Raw genomic sequence first — 15,180 nt, 5'->3', positions numbered from 1 at the left:
TCCCTTCGCCTTGCTCGTGGTACATCCATCCGGGAGGAGTGGACTACCCAGGCTAACCTCACCGCTCCGGGACCGTCCGGCGGCTGGTCGTGGGTCACAGGCTGGACCGAAACAGGCGCGTTGCGCACCTCCGGTGTTCGGCGTGGCGGACCGTCCGGGTTCACTTCCTCCCGGTGCCGGCGCGCACGCGGGCGAGGCCCTCGCGGAAGCCGTCCGAGCGCAACGACTCCAGCTGCGGGCCGACCTCCACGGCGACGGCGTCGCCATGCCGGTCGAGCTGCCCGGTCGCCCGGATGCTCGCCTTCGTGTTCACGACGAGCTCGCGCGGGGCGGCCGCCGACGTCGCCGCCATGCGCAGCGCCTCGGCCACCGCCGGGGACCGCCCGTCGGTGCCCTCGCCGGTCGCGACCTTGACCACCAGCCCCAGCGCGGCGGCGCGCGCGGCGTCGAGGCCCTCGCCGCCGAGCAGCATCGCCGTCGTCACCTGGGGACCGACGATCCGCTGCGCCATCCACGTCATGCCCCCGCCGGGGTGGACGCCGAGGCGGAGGAAGCCGGGCTCGAAGCGGGCCGTCTCGCCCGCGATCCGCACGTCGGCGGCCAGCGCCAGGTTGAGGCCCGCCCCGACCGCGGGTCCGTCGACGGCGGCGAACGTCGGCAGCGGGCACTCGGCCAGGGCCAGGAACCCGGCGTAGATGCGCTCGAGCGCGTCCGGGCCCGCCTCGCCGGCCGCGGCCAGCTCGTCGAGGTCGCCGCCCGCGCAGAACGCGGGCTTGGGGTCGTCATCGCCGGTGACCACCACGGCGTGCACCGAGGTGTCGGCGGCGATCTCCGCGAGCACGGCGACCAGCCGGTCGGACAGCACCGTCGTCATGGCGTTGCGGCGCTGCGGGTCGGACACGGTGAGGAGGGCCGTGGAACCGACGGGACCGTCGAGACGCTCCACGCGGACATCGGGCTCGGGCATGGCGCCAGCATGCCTCCCACGTGACGCGACTCGCGGTCCGGGAGGCCCTCGGCGTCGGTAACGTGCGGCGACGTGCCGATCTCCATCGACCCGCCGGCCGACGCCGAGGCGCCGCAGAAGCACCCCAAGGCGCCCGGGCCCGGTGAGCGGACGTCCTCGCACTACGCGGGCTGCCGCGGCTGCGGCGACGTCCCGGGCAGCCTGCGCCTGCGCACGTGGGTGGGCGACGACGGTGTGTCCGTGCACAGCCGGTTCGACGTCCTGGAGGAGCACCAGGGAGCGCCGGGGCTGCTGCACGGCGGGATGCTGATGACCGCGTTCGACGACGCCCTCGGCACGGCCTACACGCAGATCGCCCGCTCCGCGGTCACGGCGCGGCTGGAGACCGACTTCCGCCGCCCGATCCCGGTCGGCAGCACGCTCTGGCTGCGCTCGCGCGTCGACGCCGTCGTGGGCCGCAAGATCTACGTCTCGGGGGTCGCCTTCCTCGGCGAGCTCGACGGGGAGCTCGCGGGCACGGCGCGGGCGCTGTTCCTCAAGGTCGGTCCGGAGCACTTCCTCAAGCACGGCAGGCCCGAGGACCTCGAGGCGTTCGGCGCCCCGCGCGAGATGATCGAGGCCGCGCGCGCCGGGAACTAGCGTCCGGCGTGACCGCGTTGTCCCGGGTGGAGACGTCCCCGAGGAGGAGAGCACGGTGCGCAACGGCCTGAAGACCGCGGTGCTGCTGGGTGTGCTCAGCGCGATCGTGCTGGTCATCGGTTCGTTGTTCGGACGCACCGGCCTGCTGATCGCCCTGGTCGTCGCCCTGGGCGTCAACGGCTACTCGTACTTCTTCTCGGACCGGCTCGCGCTGCGGGCGATGCACGCGCGCCCGGTCAGCGAGGCCGAGCAGCCGGTGATGTACCGGATCGTGCGCGAGCTCGCGACCGACGCGCACCAGCCGATGCCGCGCCTGTACGTGAGCCCGACCGAGGCGCCCAACGCCTTCGCCACCGGCCGTAACCCGCGCCACGCCGCGGTGTGCGCCACCGAGGGCATCCTGCGGCTGCTCGACGAGCGCGAGCTGCGCGGCGTGCTGGGCCACGAGCTCTCGCACGTCTACAACCGCGACATCCTCATCTCGTCGGTGGCCGGCGCGCTCTCGAGCGTCGTGACCTACCTCGTCATCGCCGCGCAGATCTTCGGCGGCAACCGGAACTTCCTCGCCGTGCTGGCCGTCGCGATCATCGGCCCGTTCGCGGCGGCGATCATCCAGATGTCGATCAGCCGCTCCCGCGAGTACCAGGCCGACGCCAGCGGCGCGACGCTCACGCACGACCCGCTGGCCCTGGCCTCGGCGCTGCGCAAGCTGGAGTACGGCACCGCGGTCGCCCCGCTGCCCCCGGAGCCGCAGCTCGTCAGCCAGTCGCACCTGATGATCGCCAACCCGTTCCGGCCGGGCGAGGGCCTCTCGCGGATGTTCTCCACCCACCCGCCGCTCTCCGACCGCATCGACCGCCTCGAAGCCATGGCCCGCAACGGCGGCTGAGGTCGTCGAACACGGGGTGTTCGTCGAACACGGGGTGTTCGAGCAATGCGGCTTTCCTGGCGTCTGACGCCAGGATCGCCACATGCTCGCCGCGGCGACACGCCGGCCTTGACGGTCGTGACGGCGGGCGGTCGGATGGCGCCAGCGTCGCGTCCGGGCCGGTGTCAGACCGGCGGACGGCGGTGCCAGGAGATGACACCACCCCATGGCCGTTCGCCTCGACCACCTCGCGCTCGCCGCCCACGACGCCCACACGTCCGCCCAGTTCCTCGCCGACGTCCTCGGCCTGCCCGACCCCTACCCGTCGGGGCCGTTCCTCGCCGTCGACGTCGACGACACCTGCACGATCGACTACGCCGCCCCGCCGTTCGAGTTCCCCGGCCAGCACGTCGCGTTCCACGTCGGCGACGACGACTTCGACGCGATCCTCGCCCGCCTCCGGCAGCGGGACATCCCGTTCTGGGCCAACGTCGGCCAGCGCGGTCCCGGGGAGTTCAACACCCACCACGGCGGGCGCGGGCTGTACTTCGACGACCCCGCCGGCCACCACTTCGAGATCCTCACCCGGCGCTACGGCTCCGATGGGTGAGGTGCGCCGGGCCGGCGCCGACGACGCCGCGGCCGTGGCGGGCCTGCTGCACGACTTCAACACCGAGTTCGACACCCCGACGCCCGGCGTCGCGGTGCTGATGCGGCGGCTGCGCACCCTGCTGGGCGACCGTGACGACGACGACCTCGTCGCCCTCCTGCACGGCGACCCGCCCGACGCCCTCGCCGTTGTGTCGTTCCGCCCCAACGCGTGGTCCGACGCCCCGGTCGCGCTGCTCGACGAGCTCTACGTGCGCCCCGACCGGCGAGGACGCCGGATCGGCCACGCGCTGCTGACGGCGGTCGAGGCCCTCGCCCACGCGCGGGGCGGCCGGCAGCTGGAGATCAACGTCGACGGCGAGGACCACGACACCCGACGGTTCTACGAGGCCCACGGCTACCGCCACACCGAGCCCGGCAACAGCGAGCCGAGCTACTACTACGCCAGACAGTGGTGAGACCCCGAGACGGACCGGGGGCCGACCCCGAGGTGCGGCGGCCACCGGCCCCCGACGGTGGACCGATGAGCCTCACGTCGCGCCAGACCGAGCGGGTCATCCGCGTCTTCCTCCTCGCCGACCGGGAGGCGGCCCGTGCGGGCGAGGCCCGGCTCGGGACCGCCCACCTGCTGCTCGGACTCGCCCTCGACGAGCGCGACCACGGCGGCCGGGTCCTCGCGGCGCTCGACATCGACAGCGCCCGCGAGGAGACCCTCCGCCGGCGGGCCGGGCGGGGCGATCCTCCCGCCGGCCACCGCCCGTACACCCCGGGTGCCGTGATGGCGCTCGAGGCCGCGGGCCGCGCCGCCGACGAGGCCGCCGACCCGGGCCTCGGCGTCCGCCATCTCCTGCTGGGCGTTCTCGCCGACCGCGCCGAGGACGCGGCCCGGACCCTGGCGGCCCTGGACGTCGACCCCGACGTCGTCGTCGCCGACGCCCGCCGCGACCTCGCCGCCGACCGCAGTGCGCGCCCCTACGCCGCGACCGCGCCCCTGATGTCGCAGCTCGACCGCGTCCTGGAGCTGCTGCGCCGGCTCGACCACCGCCTCGACGCCCTCGAGGGCGCGGGCTAGAGCCGGGCGATCGCCTCCCGGACCTGCGTCGGGCCCAGGTAGTCGTCGGTGTGCTCGAACTCCGCGAGGCGTCCGCTCGCGCCGGTGAGGAAGCCCAGCCGGACTGCGCTCGCGCCGTGGAGGGCGCCCAGCACCCAGTTGCTGGCGACGCGCGTCATCGTCGCGGGGGCCCGGATCGCCCACAGGTGGTAGGCCTTCGTCACGGCGGCGGCCACGCCGCCGGACAGGTCGATCCCGAACGGCTTGGCGACGGCGTCGGAGCCGCCGAGGTCGACGACCATCCCGAGGTCGCGGTGGCGGTACTCGCGCGTCGGGCGGCCCGCCAGGCTCGCGGCGACGTTCTCGGCGGCCACCGGCGCCTGGCGCGTGGCGTGCTGCGCCGTCGGCGGGCAGACCGCGCCGTTCCCCGTCGCGAGGTCGGGCGCGGCCGCGGCGTCCCCGAGCGCGAACACCTCGGGACGGCCGGGGACCGACAGGTCGGCGCCCACCACCAGGCGCCCGTGGTCGGTGTCCAGGCCGAGATGGCTCACCAGCGGGCTCGGGGAGACGCCGGCCGTCCAGATCAGGGTCGAGGTGGCGAGGCGACGGCCGTCGGACAGCGTCACCGACTCGTCGTCGGCCGCGGTCAGGCTGATCCCGAGGTCGACGTGCACGCCGCGCGACTCGAGCACGCGCCGCGTGTCCTCGCCGAGCCGCTCGCCCAGCCCGGGCATCAGCCCGTCGTGGTGCTGCACGACGTGCCACTGCACCATCGCCGGGTCGAGCCGCGGGAAGCGGCGGGCGAGCGCCGTCGTCATCAGCTGCAGGTTGGCCGCGGTCTCGACGCCCGCGTAGCCGCCGCCCACGACGACGAAGCGGCAGCGCCGGGCCCGTTCCTCGGGATCGTCGGAGGTGTTGGCGACCTCGAGCTGGGCCAGCACGTGGTCGCGCAGGTACGCGGCCTCGGCGAGCGTCTTGCAGCCCCGCCCGTACTCCCGCAGCCCGGGGATGTCCATGACCTTGGTGACGCTGCCGGGCGCGAGCACCAGCCGGTCGTAGGCGAGCGCCTCGTCGTGGCCGGTGATGCTGCGGACGAGCACCCGGCGGGCGTCGAGGTCGACGCCCGTCGCCCGTCCCGGCACCAGCACCGTGCGCCGCAGCCCGTGCGACAGCGACACCACCGCGGCCGGCGCCGGCAGCAGTCCCGCCGCGACCTGGGGGAGCAGGGGCAGGTAGAGCATGAAGTCGTCGGGGCAGACGAGCCGGATGTCGGCGTCGGGCAGCAGCTTCTCCAGCCGACGCGCCACGCCCGATCCGGAGAAGCCCCCGCCCACGACGACGATCCGCTCGCTCATGCGCCCTGCCTACCCCGCCGGCGCCTCACGGGATACGCCACGGTGGAGTGCTCACCGGAGCTCGACGTAGACGCGCCGCCAGGGTTGGTCGTCGATCAGCTCCCAGCGATGGCCACCGCCGGCGGTGTCCTCGGCGAGCAGGACGTCGCCGGGCCGCAGGACGAAGCTGCTCCCGTCGCGCGTGGTGAACCGCAGCGTGCCGGTGAGGGTGACGACGTACTGGCGGCACGGCGCGTCGTGCCAGTCGAGCGTGCTGCCGGCCGGCGACTCCTCGGCGTGGACGCGACGCGCGTCGGCCGCCGGCGGCAGCCCGTCCTCCTCCCGGAAACGGGACTGCCCGTCCTCGGTCCAGAGCCGGACCAGGCGGCTCACGTGACCACCGACGTCGTGCTGCCCGGGGCGTCGGTGCCGAGCCAGTCCCGGCCGAGCCGGGTGAGGGTGCCGTCGGCGCGCAGGGCGTCGAGGGCTCCGTCGATCTGCTCGGCGAGCGCGGCGTCGTCCCGGCGGACCGCCACGCCGAGGTCCTCGTGGGTGATGCCGGTCGCGACGACGGCCAGCCCGCGGTCGCGGGTGAGCCAGCGCATGACGGGCTCGAGCTTCATGAACGCGTCGATCGTCCCGGCCTCGACGTCGTCCAGGGCCGTGAGAATGGCGCGGTACGCGTAGCGCCGGACGCCGGCGACGCGTCCCGAGCGCGCGAGCTCGTCGGCCACCGGCTCGGAGGTGTTGCCGTGCTGGACGCCGACGGTCCGCCCGGCGAGGTCGTCGACGCCGTGGACCTCGCCCGCGTCCTTCTCGGCGACCACCAGGCTCTGCCCCGACCGGACGGAGGGGCGGCAGAAGCGCGCCAGCGTCCGGCGATGGTCGGTGATCGTCGCGCCCGACGCCACGACGTCGTAGTCGCCGCGGTCGAGCCCGGCGAAGATGCCGTCGAAGTCGTCGGCCTCGTAGCGGACGAGCACGTACTCCCGGCCCAGCTGCTGCGCCACGGCCCGCATCACGGCCGGGTCGAAGCCCTCGACACCGTCGGCGCCCTCGAGCTCGAACGGCGGGTCGGGCAGCGCCGACCCGACGCGCAGCGCCCCGTCGCGATCCACAGCGGCAGTCTGCCGCCGGCGAGGTCGCCTGGCTACGGCCGTGATCCGGCGTCCTCGCAGGAGATCAGGACGCAGGAGCCGGCTCGGGGTTGCGCGGAACGGGCGAAGTACGTCCGCGCGAGTGGTACATGCGGTTGGTCCTAACGAACGCGCACGCCCGGACGACGGTCCTGCCGACACCCCTCGTCGAACCAGGAGACCGAGACCGTGCCCGCTCATCGTGCCACCCGCCGTACCCGCCGCGCCCGTGCCGCCGCCCTCGGGTCGCTGACGCTGCTGAGCGTGGTGGGGCCGGGGACGGGGATGGCCTTCGCGGCCGGCAACGACGTCCACAACTGCGGTGACTTCCGGTACCAGGAGGACGCGCAGGAGGTCTACGACGCCGACACCTCGGACCCGAACCAGCTCGACGACGACAACGATGACGAGGCCTGCGAGAAGCTGCCCCACCGGCCGTCCTCGTCGTCGCCGATCACCGACGTCGACCTCGGCGATGGCTCGTCAACCGGGAGCTCGTCGGGCTCTCGTGCGCACGAGGGCAGCCGTCCCGCGGTCTCGTCGGGGTCCTCGCACCGTGCGGCGTCGGCGACCTCGCCGGTCACCACGGATCGCGACTGCGCCGACTTCGCGTCCCGCGACGACGCCCAGGACGCCCTCGACGCGGACCCGAGCGACCCCGAGCGCCTCGACGCCGACGACGACGGGCAGGCGTGCGAGTCGTTCGACTACGGCGACTCCGACTCCGACGACGAGACCGACACCGACACCGACACCGATCGGGTCGCGTCGGACTCCGACCCCGCGCCGGTCGTGGCCCAGACCGCGTCCGACTACCCCGTGGGCGGCGTGGCCGCCGGCGACGGCAGTGCCCCGTCCGGGGCATCCGACGTCCTGACCTACGGCCTGCTCGGCGCGGCCGCCGTGGCCGGGGCCACCGGCGTGCGCTACGTCGGCCGCCACCGCCGCGCCTGACCCCGGCGCGCGTCGCGGCTCAGCGGTAGTTGACGAACTGCAGCGCGATCTCGAAGTCGCGGTCCTTGAGCAGTGAGATGACGGCCTGGAGGTCGTCCTTCTTCTTGCCCGTGACGCGGAGCTGGTCGTCCTGCATCTGCGCCTGGATCCCCTTCGGGCCCTCGTCGCGGATGACCTTGGAGATCTCCTTGCCCTTGTCCTTGCTGATGCCCTGGACCAGGGAGCCGGTGACCTTGTAGGCCTTCCCCGACAGGGCGGGGTCGCCCACGTCGAAGGCCTTCATGGAGATGCCCCGCTTGATGAGCTTCTCCTTGAAGACGTCGATCGCCGCCTTGCAGCGTTCCTCGGTCTCGGCGCTGATCGTGATCGCCTCCTCGCCGGCCCAGGAGACGTCGGCGCCCGTGCCGCGGAAGTCGAAGCGCTGCGACAGCTCCTTGCCCGCCTGGTTGAGCGCGTTGTCCACCTCCTGGCGGTCGACCTTGCTCACGACGTCGAACGAGGGGTTGGCCATCGTCGTCCTCCCTGACGTGTCGGCCCGGCGATCAACCGGGGCCCCGCCTGCACGGAGGGTAGGCCCCGGTCTGTAGTCTCTCCGACGCCGTCCTGCGGGGTGGCACACGCCCTGGCGGGTTGCCCGAGTGGCCAAAGGGAGCGGACTGTAAATCCGTCGCGCAAGCTTCCCAGGTTCGAATCCTGGACCCGCCACACCGGCCCATCGATTCGCTGACCAGCGACGATGGGCCTTCTTCATGATTGGCACCATGTTCCGCTCCGTCCGGCTGTGACCGGTCGTGCGCCGGTGTCCACGGACGATGCACGGACGAGTTGATCTCCGCACGTGCCCCGGGCGGTCGAAGCGCGACGCCCCGCCACGTAGGGCCGGTGCAAGGTTGAGTCGGGCCGTCGCAACCCCTTGCCGGCTGGACGATGCTGATCCGGTACCGTGAGCACTACATGCTGGAGTTACGCCCGTGTAGTTACCCCACATGTTGGGGTAAGACGGTTGGAGGATGTCATGGGGCCGGTACTCGATCAGCTCAAGACGGCGGGTCCGGTCCTGCTCGCCATCGCCTCTACGATCTACGGAATGCTCCGAAGTGGTCGGAAGTCCGCTCGGCTCAGGCATGACCTCAAGGAGAACCTCGAGCTGGCAAAACTCGCGACCGAGGCCGATGCCGAGGACGCACAGGCGAGGTTGCGCGAGCTCGTGAGCGCCCAGGCCACCGCCCTGGCTGTTCTTGAGGACACAAAGGCCGGTCGCACCCGGGACACGCAATCGCTTGTCACCGTTCTTGTTCTTGTCGTGCTCGGCGGCGCGATCATGGCGTTCTGTTGGTGGATGGACTCGGTGGTCACCGACGTCCTGCTGTGGCTTGTGGTGGCGTTCCTCGCACTGTTCGTCCCGGTCGGTCTCGTCAGCTGGTGGCGGGGCGGCACCGCTGACGGTTCGGAAGTGCATGCGAGAGGTTCGGAAGAGGAGTAGCCCGCTCATCGGCCGCCCTCCGGCTCCCCCTCACCAAGGGCCTCGGCGATCCGGCGTCGGGCGGCGTCCTCTTGGCCGACGATGCACTTCGCGTAAACGCGCAGGAGCACATTCACGCTGTGGCCGGCCCACTCGGCGACCTGCGGTGCCGGCACGCCGGAGTTCAGCCAGGTCGACACGGCGGCGTGCCGGAGGTCGTAGGGCCGGCGGGCGAGCGGTGAGGCGACCTCGGAGGGCCGTCAGGGCCTTCTCGCGGGCGTCGCGCCACACGCGTTGCTAGACGCTGCCGGCCAGCGGGCCGCCCCGAGCACCACGGAACAGCCGGCCCTGCCGGTCGACGCCGAAGCTGTCGAGGTGGTCGCGCAGCAGTCGGACCAACGGCGGGGGACAGGGAACGATCCGCACGTCCTGACGGCCCCGGTGCTTGAGTCCGCGCGGCTCCCGGCGGGTGGCGAGCCCGGTCCACACGCGGCCGGTCTCCGGGGCCGAGCCGGTGAGGTACAGCTCGCCCCAGCCCTCCTCGGGCAGCGTCAGCGCGTCGCGGCGGAGCTCCACGGCCTCGGCCGGGCGAAGGGCTGCGTAGTACATCGCGGCGAAGAACGCGACCAGCGCCGGCCCGGCCTTGCCCTGCACCCTCACCGCCTCGAGCAGCGCGCGCGCCTGCACCGGGTTGACCACCGCCCGCGGGTTGACAGTGTCAGCGAGCTTGGGGGCGCTCCAGCGGATCGTGCGCAGCGGATTGGACGGCAGCAGCTCCCGCTCGACGGCGTACTCGACGATGTTGAACAACGTGGCGCGCTTGCGGGTCACGGTGCTCGCACTGGCCGGCGTCCCGTCGAGCCGCACCGTGAAGCGGTCCAGCACCGCACGCACGAGCACGGTGTCGGACAGCGCCGCCGCCGGCACCGTGTGCTGAGCGAGCCAGCGAGCCGCCGCGGCCATGTCGTCGTCAGCGGGCGGGCCGGCGGCGCGCACCGGCGCGTTGAAGGCCCAGGCGTAGAGCGTGGCGCGGAGGACGTCGTCGTCCGGTCGGCCGCGGTCGGTGGTCAGGAGCACCGGGGTCGTGGTGGTCAGCGACTCCGCGATGCCGCGCCGGCTCTTACCGGCCTGCCGGGACCACTTCATGTCGACGTAGTCGCACGCCAGCTCGAACCACGTCACCGCCGCGACCTCGGGTGTCGACGAGACGGGCCGGCCGGTCGCCAGATCGAACGGCTCCCCGCGCCGGATCGCACCCACCAGCTCGGAGCGGAACCCGTCGGCCTGCCGGCGGTGCGGGAACGAGTCGTGCCACTCGTGACCGGCCACGATCCACCGCACCCGGTACGTCGTGCCCCGCGCGCCCCCGCGCTTCGTCACACCCCAGACCCGCACGTCGAGCGTCGTCTCCCGCTCGGGCGCCATCAGGCCGGGACCTCGCAGCCGTCCGGCCACGCGTCGAGATCGGCCCGCCGGACACGGATCGCGCCGTTCGGAAGCCGGATGCACTTGGGCGCTTTCCCGAGCTGGCGCCACTGGTAGAACGTCGAGCGCGCGACCTGCAACTCGTCACAGACCTGCTCGACGGTCAGCTTCTCCACCGGCCGCCGCGGTGCCGGAACCCGGGCGCTCACGCCGCCGCCCCGCTCGTTGCCGAACACGGGAGGTCCCCCGAGGCCGCGAGCTGGGCCGCGGTGTACTCCGCGCGCCATCGCTGGCGTTCGGCGATCGCGGCTCGCGGCTCGCGGCTCGCGGCTCGCGGCATTGAGCCATGCGCAGGGTCCGGGCCTTCACCGCGCACGGGCCGCAGACGTCCTGTCGCGTCGACCCGCACGCGACGGGCACGACCTCGGTGCGGCCGGTCTCGGTGTCGATCCGCCGCAGCGCCACCGGCCGGATGCAGACGCCGTGCTCGGTGGCCATCGCCCGGGCCACGTCGGCGGTCATCGGGAGCGCGGACCGCTTGGCACGAGACGTCGAAAATCGCGCTTCGTCGAACCGCTCGTCCACGTCACCCGAATGGTGTGCACTCGTCGAGGCTGGGGAGCGCTCGACGAGCCTGGCGTCGGGTGACCCGGCGGGGGGCCACGGGTCCCTGACGCCGCCCTCTGGGGTCCTTCCCGCCTCAGCCGGCGGGCTCACGGCCCCGTCGGCGTAGCGTGGACGTTCGGCTCCGGGAGCGCATCCCCCCGTGCTCCCGGAGCCCCCAGCTGGCGTCACCGCCTCAGCGCTCACGAGGACTCACCGCCCTTCGTCGGAGCGCTCTTGGCCTTCTTGCGTGGAGTCGGCTCGTCGCGCTGGACCGGGATCACCGACCCGACGTCCTCACGGGTCGGGCTGGGGTAGGTGCGGGCGAGCCAGCGCATCTGCTCGTCGTCCACGTAGACCGACCGGACCTTGGTCAGGGTCTGGTCCTCGTCGTCGACCACATAGCCGATGCCCGGAGTGAGCGCGCTGATCTGGTCGCACCGCGCACCGCGATCCCGGGCGCCGTCCCCGAGGACCATCGCGACCTCGGTCTTCTCCGTCATCCGCAGGCCGACGCGCGTGGTGAACAGCCCGCGGAGGTCGACGACCTCCTTGCGCGGGTCCTGCACACACCCGACCACCGAGACGCCCGGAGCGCGGCCCTTGGTGAGCAGCTGCCCGAGCGCGGCCTGAGCACGGCTGCGCAGCGCGCGATCGGCGATGTAGGTGGTCAGAGAGGCCACCTCGTCGACGAGGACGACGTAGAACGGCTCGGCGGTCGTCGGCACGTGCTGACGAGTTCGGGAGCGCAGTTCGCGGGTGCGCTGCGCGGTGAGCGCGGCCGCGGCCTCCAGACCGACGACGAGGTGTTCGTCGCTGTCGGCGGCCAGAAGGTGGAACAGCTCGGCGCACATGCCGAACTCCATGCCGCCCTTCGGGTCGATCCCGATGACGCGCGCCAGGTCCTCGCGGATCGCCGGGGCGAGCGCCAACAGCAGACCGGCGACCATCGACGACTTGCCCGAGCCGGAGGCGCCGGCCATCAGGACGTGCCGCCCGAGCAGCCGCAGCCGCCACGGCGAGCCGTCCTCCCGGCCCGAGCGGGAGCGCTTCGAGATCGACGGCGTGCGCCGAGCTCGGCGGCGCGGTGGGCTCCATCAGCGTGTCCGCGCAGATCACGCGCAACCACACCCAGCCGCGGCGCCGGTGGGCGAGCACCCGGACGTCGAGGGCCCGGAACTCGGAGCGCAGCTCGTCCGACCGCTCCTCGAGGTCCTCCCGCGTCACGCCGGGGCAGAGCTGGACGGTCAGCAGATCGGCGTGCGGGCCGAGGCGGCACCACAGCAGCCGGGGCACGACGAGACGGGCGGAGGCGTCGCGTGCCTGGAGGCCGGCCGACGCCATGAGATCGGCGAAGCCGCTCCGGTACCGGATGCGCCGGCCGAAGCGGAACACCCGCGAGGAGATCAGGCGCTCGAACGAGGAGCCGTGCGACCACCGCCACGTGACGCCGGCCTCACGTTCTCGATGGTGCGCTGCCGCTGTCCGCGACGATGTTCGCGGGGAGCTCGCCGGGTCGGTAGTCGGGCAGGCGGCTGGCGGGCAGGATCGCGAGGGCGCTGACCCCGGCGAGGACCAGCAGTCCGAGCCGCAATGCACGCAGGCGCGCTTCCTCGTTGAGGGCGACGGCGGCGTCGATCTGGGCGGGGGTGGCGGTGGTGCCGGCGAGCACGGTCTGGAGGCGTTCATTGCTGATGAAGTTGGTGTTGTCGAGATCGACCTGGGCGACGAGCTCGGGTGGGAGCTCGACGGTGCGGGCGAGGGCGGTGGCGACGTTGGCGCTGAGGATGCCCACGAGCAGCGCCCCGGCCACGGCGGTACCGACGGCGGAAGCGAGGTTCTGCACGGTGCCGCGCACCGAGCCGACGTCACCGGAGAGCTCCTTGGGCGAGGCCGTGACCAGCACATTGAACACGAGCGTGACCAGGGCGCCCTGCCCGACGCCGAACACGAAGAGCCCGAGAATGGTGGGCAGGGTCTCCCAGTTGTTGGTGACGACGAACGAGAGCCATGTCAGCGCGACGGTGGTGAGCCCGAAGCACGCCATGCCGATGGTGCGTGGGCTGAACCGCCCGTAGACCCGGACGACCAAGATCGCGGTGACGAACACGGTCAGGTTGAACGGCAGCATCGCCAGCGAGGTGTCGAAGGCCGTACGGCCCTGCACGATCTGGATGTAGAGCGGCACCGTGAAGTTCAGGGCCGCCTCGAGGGCGACCACGACGAACATCGCGTAGACGGCGGCGCGTTCGCGGCCGGAGCCGAGCACCGACAGGCTCACCAGCGGCACCCGGCCGGCCTCGGTGCGGCGCCGGGTCCACAGGAAGAAGCCCTGGACCAGCACGATCCCCAGTACGATGAGGACCGGAGCGGGGGAGACCCCGAGGACGGTGAACGGGGCGTCGGGTTCGGCGAGTAGCAGGCCCCAGCTGTTGAGGTTGTTCACCCCGAGGGTCAGCATGACGATCGCGGCGCCGATCAGGACGGCAGCTACGACGTCGATGCTGATCTCGGGGTTGCCGCGGTCGGAGCGCAGCCGGAAACTCAGTACGAACACCGCGACGGCGATGACGAGCACGACGACGAAGACCTGTCGCCACCCGACGTAGGTGGCCAGGGTGCCGCCGATGAGGAACGCGCTGACCCCGGCCAGGGCACGTGCTGATCCGAGGGAGCCGATGGCGGTGGCCTGCTGGTCGCCGTGGTAGTTCTCGGCAATCAGCGCCACGAGCGACGGCACGATGATCGCGGCTGACGCGCCGGCGAGTGCTTGGGCGAGGATCACCCAGCCCACCGACGGCGCCAGGATCATGGTGAGCGCGGAGAGCGCGAACAGCACCACCACGGCCCGGAACACCACGACCCAGCCGACCCGTTGGCCGATCTTCGCGCCGACCATCACCAGGGCGGCGACGACCAGACCGTAGGTGACGATCGCGGTGCTGACCTCGGTCGGCGCGACCTCGAAGGTGTCGACCATGCCGCCGAGGGAGACCGGCAGCGCGGCCACGTTGTAGGACATGAGGATCTGGGCCAGGAACAGACCCACCATCGGTGTCCACGACGCCCGCACCGCTGCACCCGGATCGGGGGTGTCGGTGATGTCGGTAGCGTCGGTCATCGCGGTCTCTCCTCGACGTGCGGGTTTGAAGCGAACACGTGGAGCCCGAGCGCGCGGGACAGGTGCGCGGTGGCGATCTGACCGCGCACGCTGTTGCCGGCCGCGTCGAGGCGAGGGGCGTAGCAACCGATACCGGCCTTGCCCGGGGCGACGGTGACCAGGCCGCCGGCAACCCCGGACTTGCCCGGCAGCCCGATCTCGAACAGCCATTCCCCGGAGCGCTCGTAGAGCCCGGACGCAGCCAGGACGGCCAGGGTGTCGCGAGCGACGGTGGCGGCCACGACCCGTTGCCCGGTGACGGGGTTGACCCCGCCGTCGGCCAGGGTCGCGCCCATGACCGCCAGGTCGTGGGCGTCGACGCTCAGCGAGCACTGACGGGTGTAGACCTCGACCACCCCGCCCGGGTCGCGCTCGATGCGCCCGTAGCTCTCCAGCAGCTGCGCGATCGCCCGGTTGCGATGGTTGGTCGTCGACTCCGACCGGTAGACCTCGTCGTCTACCTCGAGCGCGCGCCCGGCGAACCGTGACAACCCCTCACGGATCACCGCCCAGCGGTCCTCGGTGGTCTCACCGGGAATCAGGGCGGTGGTCGCGAGCGCGCCCGCGTTGACCATTGGGTTGCGCGGGTGGCCGTCGTTGAGCTCGATCGCCACCACCGAGTTGAACGCCAGCCCCGTGTTGTTGACCCCGACCATCTCGAACGCCCGCTCGTGCCCGAGCGCGTCGCACAGCAGGGCGTACACGAACGCCTTGGAGATGGACTGGATCGAGAACGGCACCCGGGTGTCTCCGACCTCGTGCAGACCCCCCTCGACATCGGCCAGGCACACCCCGAACACCTCCGGGTCGGCGGCGGCCAAGATCGGGATGTAGTCGGCCACCGCCCCCTCAGCGTGGCGGGAGGCGTGCTCATGGGCTTCGGTCAACAGCCGATCGGTGTCTGGACCCGACGGCACTGCCCCGGTGACCGCGACCTGGGGCACCCCGGACGCGTCAACGTCCATCCCCCAC

The 15,180-nt window shown here is 72.6% G+C and carries 19 protein-coding genes and 1 tRNA gene; 8 read left to right on the top strand and 12 right to left on the bottom strand.

Annotation, left to right across the window (positions count from 1 at the left end; translation table 11 throughout):
• Nucleotides 1-160: 160 nt before the first annotated feature.
• Nucleotides 161-967: an enoyl-CoA hydratase-related protein gene (locus tag QSK03_RS04600; protein ID WP_285648783.1), complete on the bottom strand. Its 807-nt coding sequence runs from the start codon at nucleotides 965-967 to the stop codon at nucleotides 161-163.
• Nucleotides 968-1,039: 72 nt separating this feature from the next.
• Between QSK03_RS04600 and QSK03_RS04595 the strand changes: the two genes are divergently transcribed.
• From QSK03_RS04595 to QSK03_RS04575, 5 genes are all read left to right on the top strand, one after another.
• On the top strand, nucleotides 1,040-1,606 hold the full coding sequence (locus tag QSK03_RS04595) for a PaaI family thioesterase (RefSeq protein ID WP_285648782.1): 567 nt from the start codon (nucleotides 1,040-1,042) through the stop codon (nucleotides 1,604-1,606).
• 55 nt (nucleotides 1,607-1,661) lie between these two features.
• On the top strand, nucleotides 1,662-2,495 hold the full coding sequence (htpX, locus tag QSK03_RS04590; protein ID WP_285648781.1) for a zinc metalloprotease HtpX: 834 nt from the start codon (nucleotides 1,662-1,664) through the stop codon (nucleotides 2,493-2,495).
• 205 nt (nucleotides 2,496-2,700) lie between these two features.
• Entirely contained in the window at nucleotides 2,701-3,084 is a 384-nt protein-coding gene (locus tag QSK03_RS04585) for a VOC family protein (protein ID WP_285648780.1), read from the top strand.
• The gene (locus tag QSK03_RS04580; RefSeq protein ID WP_285648779.1) at nucleotides 3,077-3,541 is read left to right on the top strand and encodes a GNAT family N-acetyltransferase; all 465 of its coding nucleotides are present in this window, start codon (nucleotides 3,077-3,079) and stop codon (nucleotides 3,539-3,541) included. Before QSK03_RS04585 ends, QSK03_RS04580 begins: the two co-directional genes overlap by 8 nt.
• 65 nt (nucleotides 3,542-3,606) lie before the next feature.
• On the top strand, nucleotides 3,607-4,155 hold the full coding sequence (locus QSK03_RS04575; RefSeq protein ID WP_285648778.1) for a Clp protease N-terminal domain-containing protein: 549 nt from the start codon (nucleotides 3,607-3,609) through the stop codon (nucleotides 4,153-4,155).
• Here QSK03_RS04575 and QSK03_RS04570 read toward each other — a convergent pair.
• From QSK03_RS04570 to QSK03_RS04560, 3 genes are read right to left on the bottom strand one after another with little or no spacing between them, the layout of a single operon-like run.
• A complete protein-coding gene (locus QSK03_RS04570; protein WP_285648777.1) occupies nucleotides 4,152-5,489 on the bottom strand; it encodes an NAD(P)/FAD-dependent oxidoreductase in 1,338 nt (445 codons plus the stop codon). The genes QSK03_RS04575 and QSK03_RS04570 overlap by 4 nt on opposite strands.
• A 51-nt stretch (nucleotides 5,490-5,540) precedes the next feature.
• Nucleotides 5,541-5,861 (bottom strand): cupin domain-containing protein, encoded by a 321-nt coding sequence (locus QSK03_RS04565; RefSeq protein WP_285648776.1) that lies wholly within the window; start codon nucleotides 5,859-5,861, stop codon nucleotides 5,541-5,543.
• Nucleotides 5,858-6,586, bottom strand: a complete 729-nt coding sequence (locus tag QSK03_RS04560; protein WP_285648775.1) for an ABC transporter substrate-binding protein — start codon at nucleotides 6,584-6,586, stop codon at nucleotides 5,858-5,860. The genes QSK03_RS04565 and QSK03_RS04560 overlap by 4 nt, the downstream gene beginning before the upstream one ends.
• Before the next feature lie 207 nt (nucleotides 6,587-6,793).
• On the opposite strand from QSK03_RS04560, the gene QSK03_RS04555 reads away from it, so the two are divergent.
• Entirely contained in the window at nucleotides 6,794-7,558 is a 765-nt protein-coding gene (locus QSK03_RS04555) for a hypothetical protein (RefSeq protein ID WP_285648774.1), read from the top strand.
• A gap of 19 nt (nucleotides 7,559-7,577) precedes the next feature.
• Here the strand turns inward: QSK03_RS04555 and QSK03_RS04550 are convergent, their stop codons facing one another.
• Complete coding sequence (locus QSK03_RS04550; RefSeq protein ID WP_285648773.1) at nucleotides 7,578-8,069, bottom strand: YajQ family cyclic di-GMP-binding protein; 492 nt, start codon at nucleotides 8,067-8,069, stop codon at nucleotides 7,578-7,580.
• 113 nt (nucleotides 8,070-8,182) lie between these two features.
• Between QSK03_RS04550 and QSK03_RS04545 the strand changes: the two genes are divergently transcribed.
• A tRNA-Tyr gene (locus QSK03_RS04545) sits at nucleotides 8,183-8,263 on the top strand.
• Nucleotides 8,264-8,573: 310 nt separating this feature from the next.
• Nucleotides 8,574-9,041: a hypothetical protein gene (locus QSK03_RS04540; protein ID WP_285648772.1), complete on the top strand. Its 468-nt coding sequence runs from the start codon at nucleotides 8,574-8,576 to the stop codon at nucleotides 9,039-9,041.
• Nucleotides 9,042-9,046: 5 nt separating this feature from the next.
• Here QSK03_RS04540 and QSK03_RS04535 read toward each other — a convergent pair whose 3' ends face one another.
• The 7 genes from QSK03_RS04535 to glsA form a co-directional block, all read right to left on the bottom strand.
• Nucleotides 9,047-9,220 (bottom strand): site-specific integrase, encoded by a 174-nt coding sequence (locus QSK03_RS04535; protein WP_285648771.1) that lies wholly within the window; start codon nucleotides 9,218-9,220, stop codon nucleotides 9,047-9,049.
• 97 nt (nucleotides 9,221-9,317) lie between these two features.
• The gene (locus tag QSK03_RS04530; protein ID WP_285648770.1) at nucleotides 9,318-10,445 is read right to left on the bottom strand and encodes a site-specific integrase; all 1,128 of its coding nucleotides are present in this window, start codon (nucleotides 10,443-10,445) and stop codon (nucleotides 9,318-9,320) included.
• Complete coding sequence (locus QSK03_RS04525; protein ID WP_502872126.1) at nucleotides 10,445-10,654, bottom strand: helix-turn-helix transcriptional regulator; 210 nt, start codon at nucleotides 10,652-10,654, stop codon at nucleotides 10,445-10,447. Before QSK03_RS04525 ends, QSK03_RS04530 begins: the two co-directional genes overlap by 1 nt.
• Complete coding sequence (locus tag QSK03_RS33105) at nucleotides 10,590-10,967, bottom strand: replication initiator (RefSeq protein ID WP_352231944.1); 378 nt, start codon at nucleotides 10,965-10,967, stop codon at nucleotides 10,590-10,592. Before QSK03_RS33105 ends, QSK03_RS04525 begins: the two co-directional genes overlap by 65 nt.
• A gap of 284 nt (nucleotides 10,968-11,251) precedes the next feature.
• Nucleotides 11,252-12,031: an FtsK/SpoIIIE domain-containing protein gene (locus QSK03_RS04520; RefSeq protein ID WP_285648769.1), complete on the bottom strand. Its 780-nt coding sequence runs from the start codon at nucleotides 12,029-12,031 to the stop codon at nucleotides 11,252-11,254.
• Between the two features lie 473 nt (nucleotides 12,032-12,504).
• Nucleotides 12,505-14,169, bottom strand: coding sequence for an MFS transporter (locus QSK03_RS04515; RefSeq protein ID WP_285648768.1), 1,665 nt, complete (start codon nucleotides 14,167-14,169; stop codon nucleotides 12,505-12,507).
• Nucleotides 14,166-15,173 carry a glutaminase A gene (glsA, locus tag QSK03_RS04510; RefSeq protein WP_285648767.1) on the bottom strand — a complete coding sequence of 336 codons (1,008 nt, stop codon included), beginning with the start codon at nucleotides 15,171-15,173 and terminating at the stop codon, nucleotides 14,166-14,168. Before glsA ends, QSK03_RS04515 begins: the two co-directional genes overlap by 4 nt.
• Between the last annotated feature and the right edge of the window lie 7 nt (nucleotides 15,174-15,180).

The sequence above is a fragment of the Actinomycetospora sp. NBRC 106375 genome (genome assembly GCF_030269665.1).
Taxonomy (GTDB): domain Bacteria; phylum Actinomycetota; class Actinomycetes; order Mycobacteriales; family Pseudonocardiaceae; genus Actinomycetospora.
The sequence above is the reverse complement of the archived record's forward strand: the minus strand, read 5'-3'. Positions and strand labels throughout refer to the sequence as shown.

What these genes read in the sequence shown, in the direction of transcription:
- QSK03_RS04600 (WP_285648783.1), bottom strand. Translation starts at nt 967, where the DNA reads ATGCCCGAGCCCGATGTCCGCGTGGAGCGTCTCGACGGTCCCGTCGGT.
- QSK03_RS04585 (WP_285648780.1), top strand. Translation starts at nt 2,701, where the DNA reads ATGGCCGTTCGCCTCGACCACCTCGCGCTCGCCGCCCACGACGCCCAC.
- QSK03_RS04580 (WP_285648779.1), top strand. Translation starts at nt 3,077, where the DNA reads ATGGGTGAGGTGCGCCGGGCCGGCGCCGACGACGCCGCGGCCGTGGCG.
- QSK03_RS04575 (WP_285648778.1), top strand. Translation starts at nt 3,607, where the DNA reads ATGAGCCTCACGTCGCGCCAGACCGAGCGGGTCATCCGCGTCTTCCTC.
- QSK03_RS04570 (WP_285648777.1), bottom strand. Translation starts at nt 5,489, where the DNA reads ATGAGCGAGCGGATCGTCGTCGTGGGCGGGGGCTTCTCCGGATCGGGC.
- QSK03_RS04550 (WP_285648773.1), bottom strand. Translation starts at nt 8,069, where the DNA reads ATGGCCAACCCCTCGTTCGACGTCGTGAGCAAGGTCGACCGCCAGGAG.
- QSK03_RS04540 (WP_285648772.1), top strand. Translation starts at nt 8,574, where the DNA reads ATGGGGCCGGTACTCGATCAGCTCAAGACGGCGGGTCCGGTCCTGCTC.
- QSK03_RS04530 (WP_285648770.1), bottom strand. Translation starts at nt 10,445, where the DNA reads ATGGCGCCCGAGCGGGAGACGACGCTCGACGTGCGGGTCTGGGGTGTG.
- QSK03_RS33105 (WP_352231944.1), bottom strand. Translation starts at nt 10,967, where the DNA reads ATGACCGCCGACGTGGCCCGGGCGATGGCCACCGAGCACGGCGTCTGC.
- QSK03_RS04520 (WP_285648769.1), bottom strand. Translation starts at nt 12,031, where the DNA reads ATGGCCGGCGCCTCCGGCTCGGGCAAGTCGTCGATGGTCGCCGGTCTG.
- QSK03_RS04515 (WP_285648768.1), bottom strand. Translation starts at nt 14,169, where the DNA reads ATGACCGACGCTACCGACATCACCGACACCCCCGATCCGGGTGCAGCG.
- glsA (WP_285648767.1), bottom strand. Translation starts at nt 15,173, where the DNA reads ATGGACGTTGACGCGTCCGGGGTGCCCCAGGTCGCGGTCACCGGGGCA.